The sequence below is a fragment of the Neisseria sp. HMSC056A03 genome (genome assembly GCF_001815685.1).
GTDB lineage: Bacteria > Pseudomonadota > Gammaproteobacteria > Burkholderiales > Neisseriaceae > Neisseria > Neisseria subflava.
Genome location: NZ_KV821641.1, coordinates 95702 through 113956, shown reverse-complemented (window position 1 = coordinate 113956; position 18255 = coordinate 95702). Strand labels below are relative to the sequence as shown.

At 45.4% G+C, this 18255-nt stretch carries 17 protein-coding genes, 1 tRNA gene and 1 riboswitch; of the genes, 14 read left to right on the top strand and 4 right to left on the bottom strand.

Annotation, left to right across the window (positions count from 1 at the left end; all coding sequences use genetic code 11):
- Positions 1-40 precede the first annotated feature (40 nt).
- A complete protein-coding gene (locus HMPREF3052_RS07500; RefSeq protein WP_003684382.1) occupies positions 41-325 on the top strand; it encodes a PepSY domain-containing protein in 285 nt (94 codons plus the stop codon).
- 165 nt (positions 326-490) lie between these two features.
- Positions 491-2353 carry a Pycsar system effector family protein gene (locus tag HMPREF3052_RS07495; RefSeq protein WP_070749374.1) on the top strand — a complete coding sequence of 621 codons (1863 nt, stop codon included), beginning with the start codon at positions 491-493 and terminating at the stop codon, positions 2351-2353.
- A 140-nt stretch (positions 2354-2493) separates the two neighbouring features.
- Here the strand turns inward: HMPREF3052_RS07495 and HMPREF3052_RS07490 are convergent, their stop codons facing one another.
- Complete coding sequence (locus tag HMPREF3052_RS07490) at positions 2494-3093, bottom strand: CDP-alcohol phosphatidyltransferase family protein (RefSeq protein ID WP_070749373.1); 600 nt, start codon at positions 3091-3093, stop codon at positions 2494-2496.
- Positions 3094-3164: 71 nt separating this feature from the next.
- A riboswitch (PreQ1 riboswitch) is annotated at positions 3165-3210 on the top strand.
- A 3-nt stretch (positions 3211-3213) separates the two neighbouring features.
- Here HMPREF3052_RS07490 and queC point away from each other — a divergent pair.
- Entirely contained in the window at positions 3214-3873 is a 660-nt protein-coding gene (gene queC, locus HMPREF3052_RS07485) for a 7-cyano-7-deazaguanine synthase QueC (protein WP_070749372.1), read from the top strand.
- Positions 3874-3967: 94 nt separating this feature from the next.
- On the opposite strand, the gene HMPREF3052_RS07480 is transcribed toward queC, so the two are convergent.
- Positions 3968-5029 (bottom strand): L,D-transpeptidase, encoded by a 1062-nt coding sequence (locus tag HMPREF3052_RS07480; protein ID WP_070749371.1) that lies wholly within the window; start codon positions 5027-5029, stop codon positions 3968-3970.
- A gap of 139 nt (positions 5030-5168) precedes the next feature.
- Here HMPREF3052_RS07480 and rlmD point away from each other — a divergent pair, with 139 nt between their 5' ends.
- The 10 genes from rlmD (at position 5169) to HMPREF3052_RS07430 (ending at position 14521) form a co-directional block, all read left to right on the top strand.
- Entirely contained in the window at positions 5169-6494 is a 1326-nt protein-coding gene (rlmD, locus tag HMPREF3052_RS07475; RefSeq protein ID WP_070749370.1) for a 23S rRNA (uracil(1939)-C(5))-methyltransferase RlmD, read from the top strand.
- A gap of 124 nt (positions 6495-6618) precedes the next feature.
- On the top strand, positions 6619-8094 hold the full coding sequence (locus HMPREF3052_RS07470; protein WP_070632597.1) for a 23S rRNA methyltransferase: 1476 nt from the start codon (positions 6619-6621) through the stop codon (positions 8092-8094).
- Between the two features lie 23 nt (positions 8095-8117).
- Positions 8118-9221: a response regulator gene (locus tag HMPREF3052_RS07465; protein ID WP_003684312.1), complete on the top strand. Its 1104-nt coding sequence runs from the start codon at positions 8118-8120 to the stop codon at positions 9219-9221.
- A 10-nt stretch (positions 9222-9231) separates the two neighbouring features.
- Entirely contained in the window at positions 9232-9768 is a 537-nt protein-coding gene (locus tag HMPREF3052_RS07460; protein WP_003684400.1) for a GTP-binding protein, read from the top strand.
- A gap of 1 nt (position 9769) precedes the next feature.
- Positions 9770-10411, top strand: coding sequence for a peptidase M23 (locus tag HMPREF3052_RS07455; RefSeq protein WP_070632596.1), 642 nt, complete (start codon positions 9770-9772; stop codon positions 10409-10411).
- 39 nt (positions 10412-10450) lie between these two features.
- A complete protein-coding gene (locus tag HMPREF3052_RS07450) occupies positions 10451-10810 on the top strand; it encodes a roadblock/LC7 domain-containing protein (protein ID WP_070632593.1) in 360 nt (119 codons plus the stop codon).
- Between the two features lie 83 nt (positions 10811-10893).
- Positions 10894-11586 (top strand): IS1595-like element ISNesp1 family transposase, encoded by a 693-nt coding sequence (locus HMPREF3052_RS07445; RefSeq protein WP_070749369.1) that lies wholly within the window; start codon positions 10894-10896, stop codon positions 11584-11586.
- A gap of 50 nt (positions 11587-11636) precedes the next feature.
- Positions 11637-11712 (top strand) — tRNA-Asn (locus tag HMPREF3052_RS07440).
- A 197-nt stretch (positions 11713-11909) separates the two neighbouring features.
- Positions 11910-12701 carry a hypothetical protein gene (locus HMPREF3052_RS07435; protein ID WP_036472651.1) on the top strand — a complete coding sequence of 264 codons (792 nt, stop codon included), beginning with the start codon at positions 11910-11912 and terminating at the stop codon, positions 12699-12701.
- Between the two features lie 260 nt (positions 12702-12961).
- Positions 12962-14521, top strand: coding sequence for a TerC family protein (locus HMPREF3052_RS07430; RefSeq protein WP_070749368.1), 1560 nt, complete (start codon positions 12962-12964; stop codon positions 14519-14521).
- 63 nt (positions 14522-14584) lie between these two features.
- Here the strand turns inward: HMPREF3052_RS07430 and HMPREF3052_RS07425 are convergent, their stop codons facing one another.
- Positions 14585-15688, bottom strand: coding sequence for an anhydro-N-acetylmuramic acid kinase (locus tag HMPREF3052_RS07425; protein WP_070749367.1), 1104 nt, complete (start codon positions 15686-15688; stop codon positions 14585-14587).
- A 153-nt stretch (positions 15689-15841) separates the two neighbouring features.
- Between HMPREF3052_RS07425 and HMPREF3052_RS07420 the strand changes: the two genes are divergently transcribed.
- Complete coding sequence (locus HMPREF3052_RS07420; RefSeq protein WP_003684438.1) at positions 15842-17416, top strand: inorganic phosphate transporter; 1575 nt, start codon at positions 15842-15844, stop codon at positions 17414-17416.
- A gap of 347 nt (positions 17417-17763) precedes the next feature.
- Here the strand turns inward: HMPREF3052_RS07420 and HMPREF3052_RS07415 are convergent, their stop codons facing one another.
- Complete coding sequence (locus tag HMPREF3052_RS07415; protein ID WP_070749366.1) at positions 17764-18201, bottom strand: ProQ/FINO family protein; 438 nt, start codon at positions 18199-18201, stop codon at positions 17764-17766.
- Positions 18202-18255 lie beyond the last annotated feature (54 nt).

The window sequence follows — 18255 nt, the reverse complement described above, 5'->3', positions numbered from 1 at the left end:
CCATCGAAACCCGAATACACATTTAAAAAGGAAATCAAACATGAAAAAATTCTTATTGACTGCCATCGTTGCTTTGTCTGCTGCTACTGCCGGTGCCAGCGATTACATCGAACACAAAATCTACAGCGACAAAAACTTCGAGCAAAACCGTGCTAAAGCCGTAAAAATGTTGGAACAACGCGGCTATCAAGTTCACGATGTTGAAGCCGATAGCCGTCGAGGTCAGCCTGTATTGGATATTGAGGCTTTTAAAGATGGCCGTGAGTACGACATTGTTTTGTCTTACCCTGATTTGAAAATTATTAAAGAACGCATCGATTATTAATATTTCGATATAAAGTGGATTGTCGTAGGGCTTTTGGTCCTGCGACAGTTTGCTATTTAGGCATTTAAAGAATGTAAACGGCATGTAAATTATCTAAAATAAATGAACTAAATATGTTTTTTATTTTCCATGTAGTTCAAAGTGTTTGATGTTGGGAGTCATAATATGAGTTTGAATGATTGGAAGGAAGATGGTCAGCCGAAGCAGATAGGCGACCAAGAACAACCTTTAAACGACGGCGCAGCTGCCGAATCCCAACAGGATGGTGATTTTTGGGATCACAATCAAAACAGTGTTGTTGAAAACGAAGTTGAGGTTGTGGCTGACGCGGTAGAAATTCAGGAAGCGGTAGAAGGTCAGGAAGTAGTTGAACATCCTGAGATGCCGTCTGAAAAAAACGAGAAGAAGGCCAAACGTAAAAAAGACAAGGCGAAGAAGAAAAAAGATAAAGCCGAGGATTTAAATGCGTCTGATCTGTTGGGTACGAATAAGGGCGTGGAAACCATGTTCCGCAACGCCGTACGCTCGGAGATGGAATTGTTGGCGCTGGCGGCAACTAAAGCGAACATTATGATTTCGCTGAATGGTTTTATTGTTTCTGCACTGATGATTTCGGGCGCGTTTATTTTTTCATCATCGCCCGAGTTTTTGATTCCGGCCAGTACGTTTATGATTACTGCCGCAGCGTCTATCGTGTTTGCATTGCTTTCTGCTTCGCCGGAACGTATCGGCAAAATGCAGGCGGCGCGTACATGGTTGAAGGATTTTGTCCGTGGACGTTCTAAGCTGCGGGATTTGAAAACCCGTCTCAGCAGTACCGAAACGCGCTTTTTTGGCGGCAGCCAACCCAATATTTTGATTTATGAAGACCGTGTAAAACTGCAAAAAGATCAATATTGGGAAATGATGCAGGAGATTATGGGCGACCGTAAACAAATCTATCAAAAGATGAGCGATCATCTTTATTGGCTTGGTTTGTTGGCAGATAAACAGTTTAAATACATTAACTTATCTTATGCGGTGTTCCGCTGGGGCTTGCTGGCTTCGTTGGCGGCATTTATCGGCGTGAAAACATTGCCGTCATTGCTGACGCCTCCGGCCAACAATGCGGCAGAGCTGCGTTCGCTGGGTATCAATATGTTTAACGGAGTATTTGAGCCTTCTGCCGTACAACAGCTCCCGGATGGTAAGTTGCTGATCGCGGAAGACGAACCCAACCATGCGTTCAGTATCATCAGCATTGATAAAACCGGCAGGTTTGTGGAAGACGAGGCATTGGATACACGCGTGATTACCGGTTTCAAACGTCGTCTCAGCGATTTGGAGGCTTTGGCTCGCGACGATGAAGGCTTTATCTACGCACTGACTTCACACTCGCGCACCCGTAAAGGCAACCGCTCGCCTGACCGCGAACACCTGATGCGCTTTAAAATCCAAGACGGCAACGTGTTGGGGCTGACCAGCTACGACAATCTGACGCAGGTTTTGGAAACCGATCACAAGCTGCATGATTTGATTCGCGAGCGAACCAAGGCAGAAGTTTCTTTTGAAGAAATCAATATTGAGGGCATGGCGTTTGATCCGGTGAAAAAACGTCTTGTTTTGGGATTCCGTGATCCTGAGTTCAACAACATGGCTTTGGTTGCGTTTATCAGCAATCCGAAAGATGTGTTTGAGCACAATGCCAAGCCTGAGTTTGATGAAGTGGCCGTGATTGATATTGATGGCGGCGGTATCCGTTCCCTCAACTATGATCCTGTGTTGAAAACTTACGTGATTGCCAATGAAGTGAAGGATGAGAATGGACAGAAATTCTCGCAACTGTGGACTTGGAGCGGTAATCCGACCGATGAACCGCAAAAAATCTCTCTGCCTAATCTGCAACACATCACCAACGTTGAGGCCGTCGATTCGATTACCGTTAACGGCAAGCCGCAGATGATTCTGATGGGCGATGAAGGCAATGCTTCGCAGAAAATTACTGCCAAGTATATGTTGGTAGATTACAGTCAACTGGGTAAACAGTAAGTTATCTTGGCTACTGGATAAAAGGCCGTCTGAAACCATAAACTTTATGGTTTCAGACGGCCTTTTTGTTTTCATTAAAACGAGGAGATGGGTTTAAATACTCTAATCAACGGTGATTAACCCAAGAATGCGGACAGGTTTCAGACGGCCTTCAAGCCATTGATGACACGTTTGTAACAGGTATAAACCAATGCCGCGCAGGCCAGCCACATAAGGATATAGAAAGTCGAATGGAAGCTACCGTCGATTGCATACCATACGGCCAATGCACCGATAAAGAATGCGCGGTCACTTTTGCCGAATGGCCCGTCATAACGACGGCCGTTGCCATGGACTTGTCCCAAAACGCCGCAAAACTCAGTCATTGCCGCCAGACAAATAAACAGGGCGATTTGCACGCCGCCGAAGGGAACGATAAAGGCAAAAGGCAGATACAAAGCAGCATCGGCGGCAATATCGGTGATTTCATTCAAATAACCGCCTAATGCCGATTGCTGGCCGAACTCCCGTGCCAGCATGCCGTCCATTGCATTCAGCGCCATGCGGACAAACAACCAAATCGGCAAAAGCCAGAATAATGTGGATACACCTGCAAACAATGCTAAAAGCAAACCAATCAAAATAGAAACGGCGCAGGCAAACAGAGTAACCTGATTGGCAGTAATGCCTTTTTGATAAAGTCGCTTAACAATGGGGCGCAAAAGGTTTTGGAATTTTGGTTTCAGGGCGTAGATGCTCATAATTATGCTATATAAAAGAAAATGAAGTGCCGTGATTATAGATGAAATCCGTTATAATCCGTCAATCTTCGAATCACGCGGTTCGCAAACCTCCCGCGTTAACAAAACTAGGAATTTACTATGGAAAAACAGCAGGCCCTCGTTATTTTTTCGGGCGGGCAGGATTCAACAACCTGCCTGATTCAGACAATTCAAACATATGGATGTGAAAATGTGCAGGCCATCACTTTTCAATATGGGCAACGCCACGCCATCGAATTGGAGCGAGCGCGTTGGATTGCCCAAGATTTGGGTGTGAAGCAGACGGTACTCGATTTGAGCCTGATGCAACAAATTACACACAATGCCTTGATGGATGATACGGCATACATTGAAACAGCTCCAGACGGCCTGCCCAATACATTTGTAGATGGACGCAATGCTTTGTTTTTGCTTTACGCCGCTATTTACGCCAAAGGGCAGGGAATACGCCATATCATTGCCGGCGTGTGCGAAACCGATTTTTCGGGTTATCCCGACTGTCGCGATGTGTTCGTCAAGTCGATGAATGTCACGCTGAATCTGGCCATGGATTACGCTTTTCAAATTCACACGCCCTTGATGTATTTAACCAAAGCGCAAACATGGGCATTGGCGGATGAAATGGGTGCGTTGGATTATATCTGCGAGCATACGCATACCTGTTATAACGGCGTGGTCGGTGGTTGTCATGAATGCCCAAGCTGTATTTTGCGCGAGCGCGGTTTGTCGGAATATTTGGAAAGTAAAAAGGCCGTCTGAATTAAGAGAGCATATATTTTCAATATCCAGTTGTACGAAAAGGCCGTCTGAAAAATTCATTTCAGACGGCCTTTGGCTATGTATTTTGTTCTGCTTAGAACAACAAATCTACCGGTTCGCTGCTTGCCGGAGCATCTTTCACAGGAGAAGAGGCTGGGGCAGTAGCCGGTTCGGAAGCGGCTTTAGGCGCGGAAGCAGGAGCATCGGCCGGAGTGGTTGCCGGTTTGGCAGCAGGTTTTGCCGGTTTCACCGGAGTCGGACGAACGCTTTGTTTCGGTTCGGATGCTGCCTTGTTTGTATCGTCGGTAGCATCGACTTCGATTTCAGTTCCTTGAGGCAATACCACATCTTTAGCAGGAGCCGGTTTCGGCATGACTTTAGGTTTGCTGTAAGCATCCGTGCCGCTGGTCCATGCCAAAGACTTCAAAGGCGATTTGAGTTTCACACCTTTGGCGCAGGTCAGACAGTTTGCTGCGCCGGTGCGTCCTTTCAGGATTGCATCCACACGTGCGGCAGGAATGGTTTTGCCGTGCGCTTTTGCCCAGGCGGCAATGCTTTTTTTCAGGGCAGCCGTATCAAGGTTTTTCTTGTCGTATGGGTCACGATAGGCAGCCAGCCACAAGTTTTGGTTGGCATCTTCGTTCAGGCTTGCCATTTGGTAGATAACGGAGGCAGGAGAACCTGTTGCGATGGTTTTGGCGAATTCCAATGCGTCAGGCGATTTCATGCGCACGCAACCATGGCTGCGGACGCCGGGTACGCTGGCAGGGGCATTGGTGCCGTGAATGCCAAGGCTTAATTTAGGGTCGCCAAGACGGACAAATACGGGGCCCAGCGGATTATTTGGACCAGCCGGTACGCTTTTTACGCCGTCATTGCGTTCTTTTTGAATGGATTTAGGGATATGCCAAACTGGGTTGTAGGCTTTTGCGCCGATTTTATGTTCGCCCAGATTGGTTTGGGTCATGGCTTTGCCGACGGCAACAGGATAAATTTTGCTCAGTTTGCCGTTGTCGTAGAGGAACAAACGCTGTTGCGTAATATTGATAACGACGTGTTGTCCGGAAGAGGCGGGGGAGACGTCTGGAATAAGCGTGTTTGCAGCAGCGGCTGAAGTTAAAAGGGCGGCTGTCAGGCCGAATAGTATTTTTTTCATGTCGTCTTTTTTTGTAGGGTTTGAAATGAAAGTTTTTGGCGCATGATACCTGAAACTCTGTGTTTTTGTGAGAAAATATGCGCTTTCGGTATTGGAAGACAGTTAAATGGTCGGGGAGCGGCTGAGTGACGGAAACGGTATGGGTGTGAAAGAACAGTATCAAGAAACGGAAGTTTTTTCTTTGGATTATGAGGGCAGGGGTGTTGCCAGAGTTGATGGGAAGGCCGTATTTATCGGCGGTGCGCTGCCTGGAGAGCGTGTAACGTTTGTCATACATAAAGAGAAAAAGCAGTTTGCCGAGGCTCAAGTTGAAAAGGTTTTGAAGGCTTCTTCCGAACGTGTCGAGCCCGCATGTTGCTATTTTGATACATGTGGTGGCTGTTCGCTTCAACATGTTTCTTTCGGAGCGCAAGTTGCATTAAAGCAACGGATTTTGGAAGAACAGTTGGAACGGATAGGTAAGGTCAAGCCGGAGATAATTTTACCTCCCTTATATGGTTACTCCTGGTATTATCGCGATAGAGCACGTTTAAGTGTTTCGGTGGATAAGCAAGGCCGTCTGAAACTCGGTTTTCAGGCCAAAAAAAGCCATGATGTCGTCAATATCCGCCATTGCCATATTTTGCCTAAGCATGTGTCCGATAGATTGCCTGATGTCCGCAATTTGCTGCAAAAGCTGCATGATGACGGTGTAAAAGTGAAATTTGTTGAGTTTTATTGCGGGAAAAATGTGACGGTACTCAACATTCGTTTCGTAAATCAACCGTTTGAACAAATATTAAGCGAATTGTGTAATTGGTTTGATAAGATATTGTCGGGTGCTGAAAAGGCATGGCAAATATGGTTGCAGGATCATGCCGAGTCCTTGCCGTTTTACCCTGAGAACGCGCCTGCCCTGAACTATACTTTTGCTCAATTTGATGTGGAAATGCCTTATAAGCCTGGTGATTTTACGCAGATTAATGCGCAGCTGAACGAAGTGATGGTGGCAAGGGCTGTCAGACTTTTAAACCCTCAAAAAGGGGAGCGGATTGCCGATCTGTTTTGCGGTTTGGGCAATTTCAGTTTGCCGCTGGCAAAAAGTGGCGCATCGGTTGTCGGTATTGAAGGTGCCGATTATCTGGTAGATAGGGCAAGGGAAAATACTCGTCTGAATCGTTGTGCCGAGAATATGACGTTTTCTGTTGCAGACTTATTCGATACCGATGAAAAGACTGTTGAGTCGTGGGGGCGATTTGACAAGATGTTGCTGGATCCGCCGAGAAACGGGGCTTATGCTGTTGTCAAATCGCTACACAAGCCGTTTTTGCCTCAGAAGATAGTGTATGTTTCGTGTAATCCATCAACATTTGCACGAGATGCCGGTGTCTTGGTTGATAAGGGCTATAAGTTTAAGGCGTCAGGAATCATGAATATGTTTGCGCAAACCTCGCATGTTGAATCCATCGGTGTGTTTGAGTTGTAAATTGGTATCAAGTCCTTTATGTGAGTAGGGTTTTTAATGTAAAAATGAGTGCATTCATGTTATCATCATTCGTTTGGGGAATTAATAACGTTGAAGTTGCGTGTAAAGCAACAGATGTTAATAAATGCAGTTTGCAGCACAAGACCGGGAGGTGTTCTTGAACTATCAACTTTTAACTATTTTTTTGCTGGTGCTTTTTTTGCTGGTGTTGGTTTTTGTTCGTCATAAACAAAGTAACAATTCAGATAAACAAAGCGCACATGCATCAAAAAGCGGCCGTACGTCTGCTGCTCATACAGCCTCCTCTGAGGATGGAAACGACTGGATTGAGAAAGTCAACCAGACAGTTTCCAATGCGGATAATCAAGACTGGGAATGGGGTGGAAGCGGCTCAAACGATGCAACAGCTTCTGTTTCCGCACAAGAAGTCGATCCGTTGACCGAATATCAGGTTTATAAACAGTTCGGCTATGAGAGCAAAGCAGCGGAGTCTTTGGCCGGTTATCTCAATACTTTGGAAGACGGTGCTCCGGAAAAGCTGGTTCATGAATTAATCGGTTTGAATCTGCGTGTCGGCAATATCGACATGCTGGCGGATACGCTTGAGCGTCATAGTGCCTCCCTTTCTGAAGACAGCATAGCCGAATACCTGAAAGCCGGTCTGGCTTTGGATTCTACTAACCTGCGCCTGCGTGTTTTTGCCGAGCATCATCTTGGTTGGAATATGCAGGAAGTGGACCGTCAAATTGGCGAACAAAGCGGTTTGGAAGTTGCTTCCGACGAGCATATTGCCTTTGAGAACGACTCGGTTGAGCGCATTGTCGTTCCAGGCATGGGCAAACGTGCGCCTATCGTATTAGGCAAGAAAGATTTTGGCGAAATCAGCCCTGAAGAGATGGGCGCGGTTATTGGTTTTGCCAAACCGGAGCGTAGTGCAAAAATCTTGAAAGACAAGATTAGCTACGAGACTGCTTTGCATCAATACAACAAAGCAATCCAAACTTCTGCGAAGCCCGCTGGTCTCATTATCGATGCCTTGCGTCTGGATTATCAGAATGAAGAAGTAGGGCAGTTTGCCAAGCATCTGTGGAAGCTTTACCACTCTTTGGGTCAATATGGCCGTCAAGTAAAAGAACGTATGCTTGGTTGGGGTTATAACCTTGGTTATCACGAAATTTTTGATGATTTGGAAAAAGGGCCGTCTGAACAGCAAATTAAAGAGATTGGCTTGAAACGCGGTTACATTCAGCCAAGTTCTTTGCAGATGAAAGCCAAATATCGTGAGTTGGTTCAAAAAGACTCTTCAGTTATCAGCGCCAGCTCTTCACCAGCTGATGAGGCTCTGAAAGAAGTGGAATCTTTGTTGGCTTATGGTCAATTGGATTTGGCCATCGGTACTTTGGAACAGGCTGTTTTGCAGTATCCTCAAGAATCGCAGTTGTACATTATCTTGTTTGATTTGTACGAACGCGTTGAAGATTGGGGACGTTTAGAACAATTTCTGCGCTTGTTGCGTGAGCGTGTTGTCAGCCTGCCTGAAGAGGTTGTCTTGGCAATGAGCCGTCTCTTGCAACGAATGAACCAATATTCAAAAAAATAAGATAATCGTAGAAAGTACGAGTGATGAATAATCATTTACCAAAAATTAAAACCATACGGGTTATGTTACAGGAGATGGGCGAGCAACAGCAGGCGGTATTCCGTATGGCATTTAAAATGCACAATACGACGAATTACGTCATCGTTTCCCCTGACTCTGATGAAAAACCGGATTTGGTATTGGTTGATACCGATACTCCGGCAGGTTTAGAAGCTTGGAAAGAGTCGAAGAAAACTTATCCGGAAGTACCTGTGGCTATGTTTTCTTCCGAGTTGCCGACAGTAACGACTCCTTATTTGGCTAAGCCGGTCAAATTCGATACCTTGTTTCCTGTTTTGCGCAGCCTGGCTCAAGGCGGCAATGTTTTTGAGCCGTCTGAACAACAAGCGGCTGAAGAGAATAAAAGACAATCAAATTCAGATGGCACAAGAAAAGCAACCATTCGCCGATTTAATCCAAATAAAGGCTTGTTGGGCGCGCTAAAATTTGCCAGTCAAGGACACCAAGATATTGCTGTCTTGCATGAAGGCAAGCCGATATTAATCGTGTTTCCTAGCATCCAGCGAGTACTGTTGACAGTCAGTGCCAACGAGTTGGAGAAATTGTGTAAGAACGATAACTTGGCTGTCGTGTGTAAGGCTGTTCCTGATAATCCTCAATGGAAAGAAAAAGCCAAAGTCACCATTATGTCATGCTTGTGGCAAATGGCTATTTGGACTGCATCAGGCCGTCTGATTTATCCGATGACGCCGCAAACTGTCTTTACACTCAAGCGGTGGCCAAACTTAACCCGTTTGGCACATGTTCCAGAATCTATGCGTTTGTCGGCATTTCTGACGAAAACGTCTGTTAATCTGAACATCCTCTATAAAGTCATGCCTTTAGAAATGCCTGATATTTTGAACTATTTATCGGCAACATATATGACAGGCTTTTTGGCGACAGATACAGAGTTTGCAACTGATGCGAACAATACGCCTTCATTGAACGAACAGATTGATGTGAATAGCAAAGACGTACCTGAAACAGCAATGAGCAAAGAGGCTCAAAAAATTGCCGGTCCGTCGAAAGAACAACCTCGCGGCCTGTTGCAACGCCTGATGCGTAAGTTGCTGGGTAAATCGTAAAGGACACGTCATGAAAGAAAATAAAATTATCTTTACCGGTCCTGTTGGCGTAGGTAAAACCACTGCAATTTCAGCTTTATCTGATGAACCTCCGGTTCAAACCGATGCATCCGCATCCGATATTACACTTGTCCGTAAGGGGTACACGACTGTGGCGATGGACTACGGTGTCATTCATTTGGATGAGGAAACTAAGGTTCACCTGTATGGTACACCTGGTCAGGAGCGTTTTAATTTCATGTGGGAAATTCTGAGCCAAGGCAGTATGGGCTTGGTGCTTCTTTTGGATAATACAAGAAGCAATCCATTGAAAGACTTGCAATTCTTCTTGGATGCATTCCGGGAGTTGCTGAAAAAAGCGCCTCTGGTTGTAGGGGTGACGAAGATGGATATCCGATCCTTACCAAGCGTGGATGTTTATCAAAAATATTTAGCACAGAATAATTTTAATGTACCGGTTTTTGAGATTGATGCGCGTCGAAAAGACGATGTAAGACAATTGGTTACTGCCATGTTGTTCTCAATTGACCCCGGATTAGAGGTATAAGATGGAAGCGACACTCTCTTTACAAGCAAATTTATATCCTAAGATTACACCGGCGGGTGCGTATTATGCTGTTTCAAGTGATACGCCCAGTGCCAGCAGAACTTTATTGTATGGTCTGTTGCGTGCAGAGCCGTCTGAAACCATCAGCAGCGAAAAAATCTTGGCGTGGGCGGATACCAGCGACATCAATACCGCTTTGAATCTGCTGTACCGTCTCCAACGCTTGGAATTCTTGTATGGTGATGAGGAAATCAGCACAGACGATATCCATTTGACTGACGAGCAATTGCCTACATTGTTGGAACAGTTGTCTAGTTCTGGCAAAGCTTTATTGGCTGATGAAAACGGTTTGTATTTTGCCAATGCCAATTTTCATCACGAGGCTGCGGAAGAGTTGGGCCTTTTGGCGAGCGAAGTGGCCAAAATGGAAGACAATCACCGTCTTTTGATTCGCAATAACCTGCATATCAATAATAGCGCATGGGGTATTTGTGATCCATCAGGCCAAAGTGAATTGACCTTTTTCCCTCTGTATATTGGCATGACCAAGCTGATTTTGGTAATTGGTGGAATGCCTGACTTAAATAAAGAGGCTTTTGTTACTTTGGTTAAAGTGCTGTACCACCGATACGGCAGCCGTTGATTTTTGCCTGACCGATATTTATTTTAGAATGGAGCGACTATGCAACAACTATTAATCTCTGTATTAAGCGATTTGAACAATACCTCTGCTGATATCACTGCTTCTGCAGTTATTTCTACAGACGGCCTGCCGATCGCAACCATGCTGCCTTCCCACCTGAATGCAGACCGTGTAGGCGCGATGTCGGCAACGCTTTTGGCATTGGGCAATCGTTCCGTGCGTGAGTTGGCTTGCGGTGAGTTGGATCAGGTAATGGTTAAAGGTAAAAACGGCTATATTCTGTTGAGCCAAGCAGGTGAAAATGCAGTGTTGGCATTGATGGCAAAAGAAAGCGGTAAATTGGGCTTGATTTTGTTAGATGCGAAACGTGCAGCCAAACAAATTGCTGAAATCTTATAAAAGTTTTATAAATTAAAAAGATATAAAAATAGGGGCTGTACTAGATAACTAGGGAAATCTAATTTTAGGTTAGAATAATCCCTATGAGAAGAAGCCGTTTAAGTCAGTACAAACAAAACAAACTGATTGAGCTGTTTATTGCAGGTGTTACCGCACGCACAGCAGCGCAATTAGTCAGTGTTAATAAAAACACATCAGCCTATTACTTTCATCGTTTACGTGTACTAATTTTTCATAACAGCCCGCATCTGGAAATGTTTGATGGCGAAGTAGAAGTTGATGAAAGCTATTTTGGCGGGCAGCGCAAAGGCAAACGCGGTCGCGGTGCAGCCGGCAAAGTGGCTGTATTCGGACTTCTGAAGCGCAACGGCAAGGTTTACACCGTTGCTGTGCCCAATACACAAACTGCCACTTTATTGCCGATGATACGTGAGCAAGTAAAGCCTGACAGTATTGTTTATACTGATTGTTACAAAAGCTATGACGTACTTGATGTGAGTGAGTTTAGCCACTTTCGCATTAATCACAGCACACATTTTGCTGATCGACAAAATCACATCAACGGAATTGAGAACTTTTGGAATCAGGCAAAACGCCACTTACGTAAGTTTAACGGCATTCCCAAAGAGCATTTTGAGCTGTATTTGAAGGAATGTGAATGGCGTTTTAACCATGGTGAAATAAAAGTTCAAATTTCTATTTTAAAACAATTAGTAAAGCAGAATTTATTCTGGTTATCTAGTACAGCCCCTAAAAATATTTTTGTTTTTATATAGATTGTTGCTTGACAGATTTCTGATATTTTCTATATAATTCCATCTTTAATTCCCCGATAGCTCAGTCGGTAGAGCGACGGACTGTTAATCCGCAGGTCCCTGGTTCGAGCCCAGGTCGGGGAGCCAAATTTTAAAACCACCATGTTGCATGGTGGTTTTTATTTTATCTATTTATTAGTATTTTTAACATATTGATAATGCGTGGTGAGATGGTTGTACTTAATGCTTCAATTTTCAGACGGCCTACCAGCATATTTAAATATCTCATTTATTTTTTAAGCTATACATAATATTTATAGAAAAATAATATCTTATTGTTATCTATGGAAAACTCACATACATTACATTCTTCATCACGCTTTCGGTTCGCATTAAAAAATGCGGCATGGCACTTGTTGATTAGTCTGATTTTGGCAGGATTGGCCGCTTTGTTGGTATTTGGAGTTTGGTATCCTTATCCGTATGCCGAGCTGACAGGTGGATTGGCTTTATATAAACTGGTCATTTCAGTAGATATTGTTTGCGGCCCGTTGCTGACTTTGATTCTTGCCAGTCCGAGCAAGAAACTTAAAGAAAGGATTGTTGATTTTTCCTTAATCGGCATGATTCAGCTGGCTGCTTTAATTTATGGTTTGTACAGTGTATCTTTGGCGCGTCCAGTGGTTGCCGCATTTGAAACCGATAGAATAAATGTGGTAACTGCTGCAGAAATTGATGTAAATGATTTGAGCCATGCCCCGAAGGATTTGCAGGATTTATCTTGGTTTGGCGCGCGTCGTGTTGGGTTGCGTGAAGCAACGGGTCCGGATGAAGCTAACCAAAGTCTTGATTTGTCTTTGAAAGGTGTTGAACCGAGTATGAGGCCTTCTTGGTGGTTGCCAGATTCGCAGCAGGAACGTGAGAAAATTCGTAAGGCAATGAAACCGTTATTTGTCTTGGCAAAAGCCCGTGGCATGAGTGAGGAGTCAATTTTTAAACAGGCTTCGCTGGAAAACGATGGAAAAGAATTGTATTTCTTGCCATTTACCAGTGCGCGCAGTAAAGAATGGGTTGTGATATTGAATGATCAGGCAGATTTCTTGGGTTATGCGCCGATTGATGGTTTTATCAAGTAAGAAAAGGCCGTCTGAAAGCTGGTAAGTGATGGTATAGGCTGTTTTTAAAAGAAAATATGCTGCCAGACTTTGCCTTTCTTTCGTCAAACTGATAAACTGTTTGCCATTATTTTTGACCGAGGCATAAATTTTTCATGAAAGACGCAGAGCAGAGTAGTTGTTATACCGCTTCTTTCCCTTTATTTATGTCCGAACTTTGGCAGTCTGTCCGTTTTAAGCGGAACGGCTGCCTTTTTGTATTTTAAAGGAACACAATCATTATGGATTTCAGTTGGTTGGCAGAGCCGCATACTTGGATAGGCTTTGCCACGCTTCTGGTTTTGGAAGTTGTTTTAGGTATTGATAACCTTGTTTTCGTAGCGATTTTGGCAAACAAGGTTAAATCGTCGCAACGTGATAGGGCGAGGATAACGGGCTTGGGTTTGGCCGTTGTTATTCGGATTTTCATGCTGGGCTTTATGGCGCACATCATGACGCTGACGCGTCCTTTGTTTGAGTTGGGCGGTCTGGAGATTTCCGGTAAAGACATGATTATGTTTGCCGGCGGTATTTTCCTGCTTTATAAAGCGACTACCGAGCTGCACGAACGACTTGAAGGACACAATCAATTTGCTGTTGCTGAAGGGCAGAAGAAGCATTCTGCTTTTTGGGGCGTTGTGGCGCAAATCTTGATTTTGGATGCGGTTTTCTCTATCGATTCTGTTATTACGGCAGTGGCGATGGTGGATCATATTGTGGTGGCAATGGGTGCGGTTGTTGTGGCGATGACGGTGATGATTTCTGCCAGCAAACCGTTGACTGCTTTTGTCGACAAGCATCCGACCGTCGTGATGTTGTGTTTGGGTTTCTTGTTGATGATTGGTTTCAGTCTGATTGCGGAAGCCTTCCATTTCCATATTCCGAAAGGCTATTTGTATGCGGCGATCGGTTTCTCAATTTTGATCGAACTGTTTAATCAGGTTTCGCAAAAGAATGCCCGCAAAAATGACTACATCAGCACTTCTTGGCGTAAGCGTACTGCTGAAAATGTGTTGGGCATGATGGGTATCCGCGAAAGCATTTTGGCAAAAGCAGGCGATAATGGCGGCGATGACGAGCATTTTGAAGAAAACGAAAAATCCATGATTCGCAGCGTGCTGACTTTGGCGGAGCGTCCGATTATGGGCGTGATGATTCCGCGTCGGGAAATTGAGAAATTGGATATTTCCCAAAGTCGGGAAGAACAAAATACGCAGTTGAAAAATACGCCGTATAGCCGTTTGTTGGTTGTCGGTAAGGCGGGTGTAGATGAGCCTTTGGGCTATATCAGTAAAAAAGATTTGCTGAACCAACTGCTTGAATCGGGTGAAATCAATATTCAGACGGCCTTGCGTCAACCATTGATTTTGCCGGACAGTACGACGGCGTTGAATGCGATTGAATTGTTCCGTCAAAGCAGCGCGGATTATGCGTTGGTGGTGGATGAATTTGGCGCGGTGTTGGGCATGGTGACCATGAAAGATTTGTTGGAAACCATCGCTGGTGAATTCCCCGAGGAATTCGAGCGTGAGGAAGAAGAAGCTGCTCCGGCCAGTCAGGATGAAACGCTGTCTGTGGATGGTGCATTGGAGTATGTGGAATTGGCTTCTCAGCTAAATCTGCCTGCTCAAGAGGAAGACGCGGACTTCCATACCGTTGCCGGTTTGATTATGGAAGAATTGCAAAGTATTCCTGATGTGGGCGACTTCATTGATTATCATGGCTGGCGTTTTGAAGTGGTTGAGAAGGACGGACAACGGATTGCCCGTGTAAAAATTAATCGTTTGCCGGAAGAAGAATAAGTAAAGGCTAATATAGTAAAGGCCGTCTGAAAATGTTCAGACGGCCTTTTTATTTGTTCAACTTTAGTTGCCGTAATGTCCTGAGCCTAAGATTCGGTGTGAATGTGCGCCAGTTGCATGGTGGGGATTACTTGGGACCTGATTACACCAACAGGCTGCAAGCCAGGCAAAAGCGGCTGCTTCAACCCATTGCGGGTCAAGATGGAGCTTGGCTGTGCTGTGCAATTTGGTGTCGGGAGAAAACAGGGTTTCCAAGTCTTGCATCAAAACCGGATTGCGGATGCCGCCGCCGCAGATATAAAGATTATGAATTGCTGGAGCAGCTTGTTTGGTCGCGTCAAAAATGGTTTGTGCGGTATAAAAGACCAATGTGCGTATCACATCTTCCGGCTTTTCATCACCTTTCAGACGGCCTTGAAGCCAGCTTAGGGAAAACAACTCTCGGCCTGTACTTTTGGGATAAGGACGGCTGAAGTAAGGATGGTCGAGCAGGGAAGCGAGCAGGTCAGGGAGGACTTCGCCTTGTGCGGCTTTTTCCCCGTTTTTGTCGTAAGGCTGCTGCCAAATATGTTGCATCCATGCATCCATTAGCATATTGCCGGGGCCGGTATCGAAGCCGAAAGAAGGGGTGTCGGGCGGGAGGATGCTGATATTGGAAATGCCGCCAATGTTGAGTACGGCACGGGTTTCATTCGCATCTTGAAACAGCGCTTCGTGAAAAGCTGGAACGAGGGGCGCACCTTGACCGTTGCAGGCAAGGTCACGGCTGCGGAAGTCGCCGACCGTGAAAATGCCGGTTAGTTCGGCCAATAGTGGGAGGTTGACCAGTTGAATGCTGTAACCGTGTTCAGGCGCATGGCGGATGGTTTGTCCGTGGCAGCCGATCGCGGCAATGTCTTTGGCCGACAGGTTTTGTTCTGCCAATAGTTGCTGGACGGTTTGGGCGTATAGGCGGCTGAGTGTTTGAGCCAGGATATTGCTTCTGTGCAATTCATTTTCGCCTATATTTTGCAGTGCCAACAATTCTTGGCGCAGGCCGTCTGAATAGGGTAGAAAGCTGTGGGCAACGGCGCGTTGCCATTGCTTGCCTTGCATTTGAATCAGTACGGCATCGGCGCCGTCCATGCTGGTTCCGGACATGATGCCGATATAGTATTGGGGTTGCATTTCGGTTACAGAAAGAGAAGGTAAAATGACATTTTAACGCCTTTTGACGTTTTTACGGGAATTTCGGCATTTAATGTAAATAGTTGGTGCAAGAAAGATTACAAAAAGGTTAAAATAACGCGACTCAACATGTTTTCCAAAAGGAAACTTTCCATGGCTCAAACTCAGTCGAGTGCGAACTTGAAGCTGATTAATACGGTTTTTGCCGCTATGCTTGTGAGCATGGTCGGCTATTTTATTTATTGGGGCTTGGGTTATACCCACTACAACCACTCCGGCCTGTTTATCCTTGCTACCTTTTTCGGCGTTTTCATGGCGTTTAATGTGGGTGGCAACGATATTGCCAACTCTTTCGGTACAAGTGTCGGCTCCGGCACTTTGACCATTCCGCAAGCCTTGTTGATTGCGGCAGTATTTGAAGTCAGCGGCGCAGTGATTGCTGGCGGCGAGGTAACAGATACTATCCGTAAGGGTATTGTCGATTTGAATGGCATGCATCTGGATCCGATGCAGTTTGTCTTCATTATGATGTCTGCGCTTTTGGCTGCGGCATTGTGGCTGCTTTTCGCATCGCACAAAGGTCTGCCGGTTTCCACTACACATGCCATTATCGGCGGTATCGTCGGTAGTGCTCTGTGTATGGCGGCATTGAACGGTGTGGATTCTGTTGCGTTGATTCAATGGGACAAGTTGGGCGAAATTGCCTTGTCTTGGATATTGTCTCCGGTTTTGGGCGGCATCGTTTCCTATCTGTTGTTTTCACGAATTAAGAAAAACGTTTTGGACTACAACTCTTGGGCCGATAATACGCTCAAAGGCATCAAGCTGGAGAAGAAAACCTATAAAGAAGAGCACCGCCTGTTTTTTGAAGCCTTGAGTGAATCTGAAAAAGTCGAATACGCCACCAAAATGGCGCATGATGCCCAAATCTATGATGAGCCGGACTTTGATCCTGAAGAATTGCAGTCTGAGTATTATCGCGGTCTGCACCGCTTTGACAGCCGTAAGGGTGAAGTAGATTCTTACAAAGCCCTGCATTCCTGGGTGCCGTTTATTGCTTCTGTCGGTGGCATGATGATTGCGGCAATGTTGATTTTCAAAGGTCTGAAAAATCTGCATTTGGGTATGAGCAACGTCAACAGCTTCCTGACCATTTTCATGATTGGCGCGGCTATTTGGATGGGTACGTTTGTATTTGCCAAAAGTTTGAAACGCAAAGATTTGGATAAATCGACTTTCCAAATGTTCTCATGGATGCAGGTATTTACCGCTTGCGGTTTCGCATTCAGCCATGGTGCGAACGATATTGCCAATGCGATTGGTCCGTTTGCCGCGATTATGGATGTGTTGCGTACCAACAGCATTACCGCTCAAAACGCCGTGCCGCCTATTGCCATGTTGACTTTTGGTATCGCATTGATCGTCGGCTTGTGGTTTGTCGGCAAAGAAGTGATTAAAACCGTTGGCACCAGCTTGGCAGAAATGCACCCCGCGTCAGGTTTTTCTGCTGAGCTTTCTGCTGCTGCCGTCGTGATGGCCGCATCATTTATGGGCTTGCCTGTTTCCAGTACCCATATCTTGGTGGGTGCAGTTTTGGGTATCGGCTTGGTTAACCGCAATGCCAACTGGAAATTGATGAAACCGATCGGCCTTGCTTGGGTTATTACCTTGCCTGCTGCTGCCATTTTGTCTGTTGTCAGCTATTTGATTTTGCAAGCAGTGTTTTAATTGATTATTTGATTTAAAAGGGCCGTCTGAAAGATCGATTTCAGACGGCCTTTGCTTATTTTTGTAAGGGGTAGATTTTAGTTTATTTTAACGATGCATAAATCATGTTGTTCAATGTTTGAACTGATACAAGAATAACCAAGGTAATAGAGAAATACCTTATTGGGAATAGCTTAGAAAAGATTTTGGTTTCAAAACTTGGCTTGGTGAGGATATAAACAAAGCTATTTTTAATCAGCCTACTATAAGGTTAAGGCAATAAAAAGCCCCAATCCATCGACGTTTAAGTGTCGTATTGAACTGGGGTTTTTTCTATTTAGTATGAGCCTTATCAGGCCGTCTGAACATTATTCAGCAGCTTCGTTGATCTCAGCTTGTGCAGGAGCCGCTTCTGCTTCAGTGGTAGCCTTGGCGGCTTGGCGTTCGGCTTGTGCAGCCAATGCCTGTTGAACGGCTGGGTGCTGTTGGGCGATGGTTTGTTCTTCTGCGCTGACTTCGCCTTTGAAGCGGTTGTTCAAGTCAAAACGTTTGCCGCCGCGAGCCAGGGCTTTCAGATAGCGTGGACGGCGGCAGTGGTTGGCCAGTACGCGTGCAATCAGTGCAGGGTCGTATTGGGGCAGGGCGGCAACCAAGTCTTGGTCGATACCAACGGCCAACGGTTTGAATCGTTTGAATACATCATATTTGCCGTAGATGTGGTCGGCAATCATGTCTGTCTGTTTTTTCTTGCTCATGGTTTGGACGGCAGATTTCAGCGCAGCGCCCAAAGCGGTTTCTTGTGCCATTGCGGTTGTATTCCTCTAATATAAATCCGTATTTTCGTCATACGGCAATAAGGT

Excerpts from the sequence above, each read along its gene's own strand:
- HMPREF3052_RS07500 (WP_003684382.1), top strand. The coding sequence starts at position 41 with ATGAAAAAATTCTTATTGACTGCCATCGTTGCTTTGTCTGCTGCTACT.
- HMPREF3052_RS07495 (WP_070749374.1), top strand. The coding sequence starts at position 491 with ATGAGTTTGAATGATTGGAAGGAAGATGGTCAGCCGAAGCAGATAGGC.
- HMPREF3052_RS07490 (WP_070749373.1), bottom strand. The coding sequence starts at position 3,093 with ATGAGCATCTACGCCCTGAAACCAAAATTCCAAAACCTTTTGCGCCCC.
- queC (WP_070749372.1), top strand. The coding sequence starts at position 3,214 with ATGGAAAAACAGCAGGCCCTCGTTATTTTTTCGGGCGGGCAGGATTCA.
- HMPREF3052_RS07480 (WP_070749371.1), bottom strand. The coding sequence starts at position 5,029 with ATGAAAAAAATACTATTCGGCCTGACAGCCGCCCTTTTAACTTCAGCC.
- rlmD (WP_070749370.1), top strand. The coding sequence starts at position 5,169 with ATGGGTGTGAAAGAACAGTATCAAGAAACGGAAGTTTTTTCTTTGGAT.
- HMPREF3052_RS07470 (WP_070632597.1), top strand. The coding sequence starts at position 6,619 with ATGCAGTTTGCAGCACAAGACCGGGAGGTGTTCTTGAACTATCAACTT.
- HMPREF3052_RS07465 (WP_003684312.1), top strand. The coding sequence starts at position 8,118 with ATGAATAATCATTTACCAAAAATTAAAACCATACGGGTTATGTTACAG.
- HMPREF3052_RS07460 (WP_003684400.1), top strand. The coding sequence starts at position 9,232 with ATGAAAGAAAATAAAATTATCTTTACCGGTCCTGTTGGCGTAGGTAAA.
- HMPREF3052_RS07455 (WP_070632596.1), top strand. The coding sequence starts at position 9,770 with ATGGAAGCGACACTCTCTTTACAAGCAAATTTATATCCTAAGATTACA.
- HMPREF3052_RS07450 (WP_070632593.1), top strand. The coding sequence starts at position 10,451 with ATGCAACAACTATTAATCTCTGTATTAAGCGATTTGAACAATACCTCT.
- HMPREF3052_RS07445 (WP_070749369.1), top strand. The coding sequence starts at position 10,894 with ATGAGAAGAAGCCGTTTAAGTCAGTACAAACAAAACAAACTGATTGAG.
- HMPREF3052_RS07435 (WP_036472651.1), top strand. The coding sequence starts at position 11,910 with ATGGAAAACTCACATACATTACATTCTTCATCACGCTTTCGGTTCGCA.
- HMPREF3052_RS07430 (WP_070749368.1), top strand. The coding sequence starts at position 12,962 with ATGGATTTCAGTTGGTTGGCAGAGCCGCATACTTGGATAGGCTTTGCC.
- HMPREF3052_RS07425 (WP_070749367.1), bottom strand. The coding sequence starts at position 15,688 with ATGCAACCCCAATACTATATCGGCATCATGTCCGGAACCAGCATGGAC.
- HMPREF3052_RS07420 (WP_003684438.1), top strand. The coding sequence starts at position 15,842 with ATGGCTCAAACTCAGTCGAGTGCGAACTTGAAGCTGATTAATACGGTT.
- HMPREF3052_RS07415 (WP_070749366.1), bottom strand. The coding sequence starts at position 18,201 with ATGGCACAAGAAACCGCTTTGGGCGCTGCGCTGAAATCTGCCGTCCAA.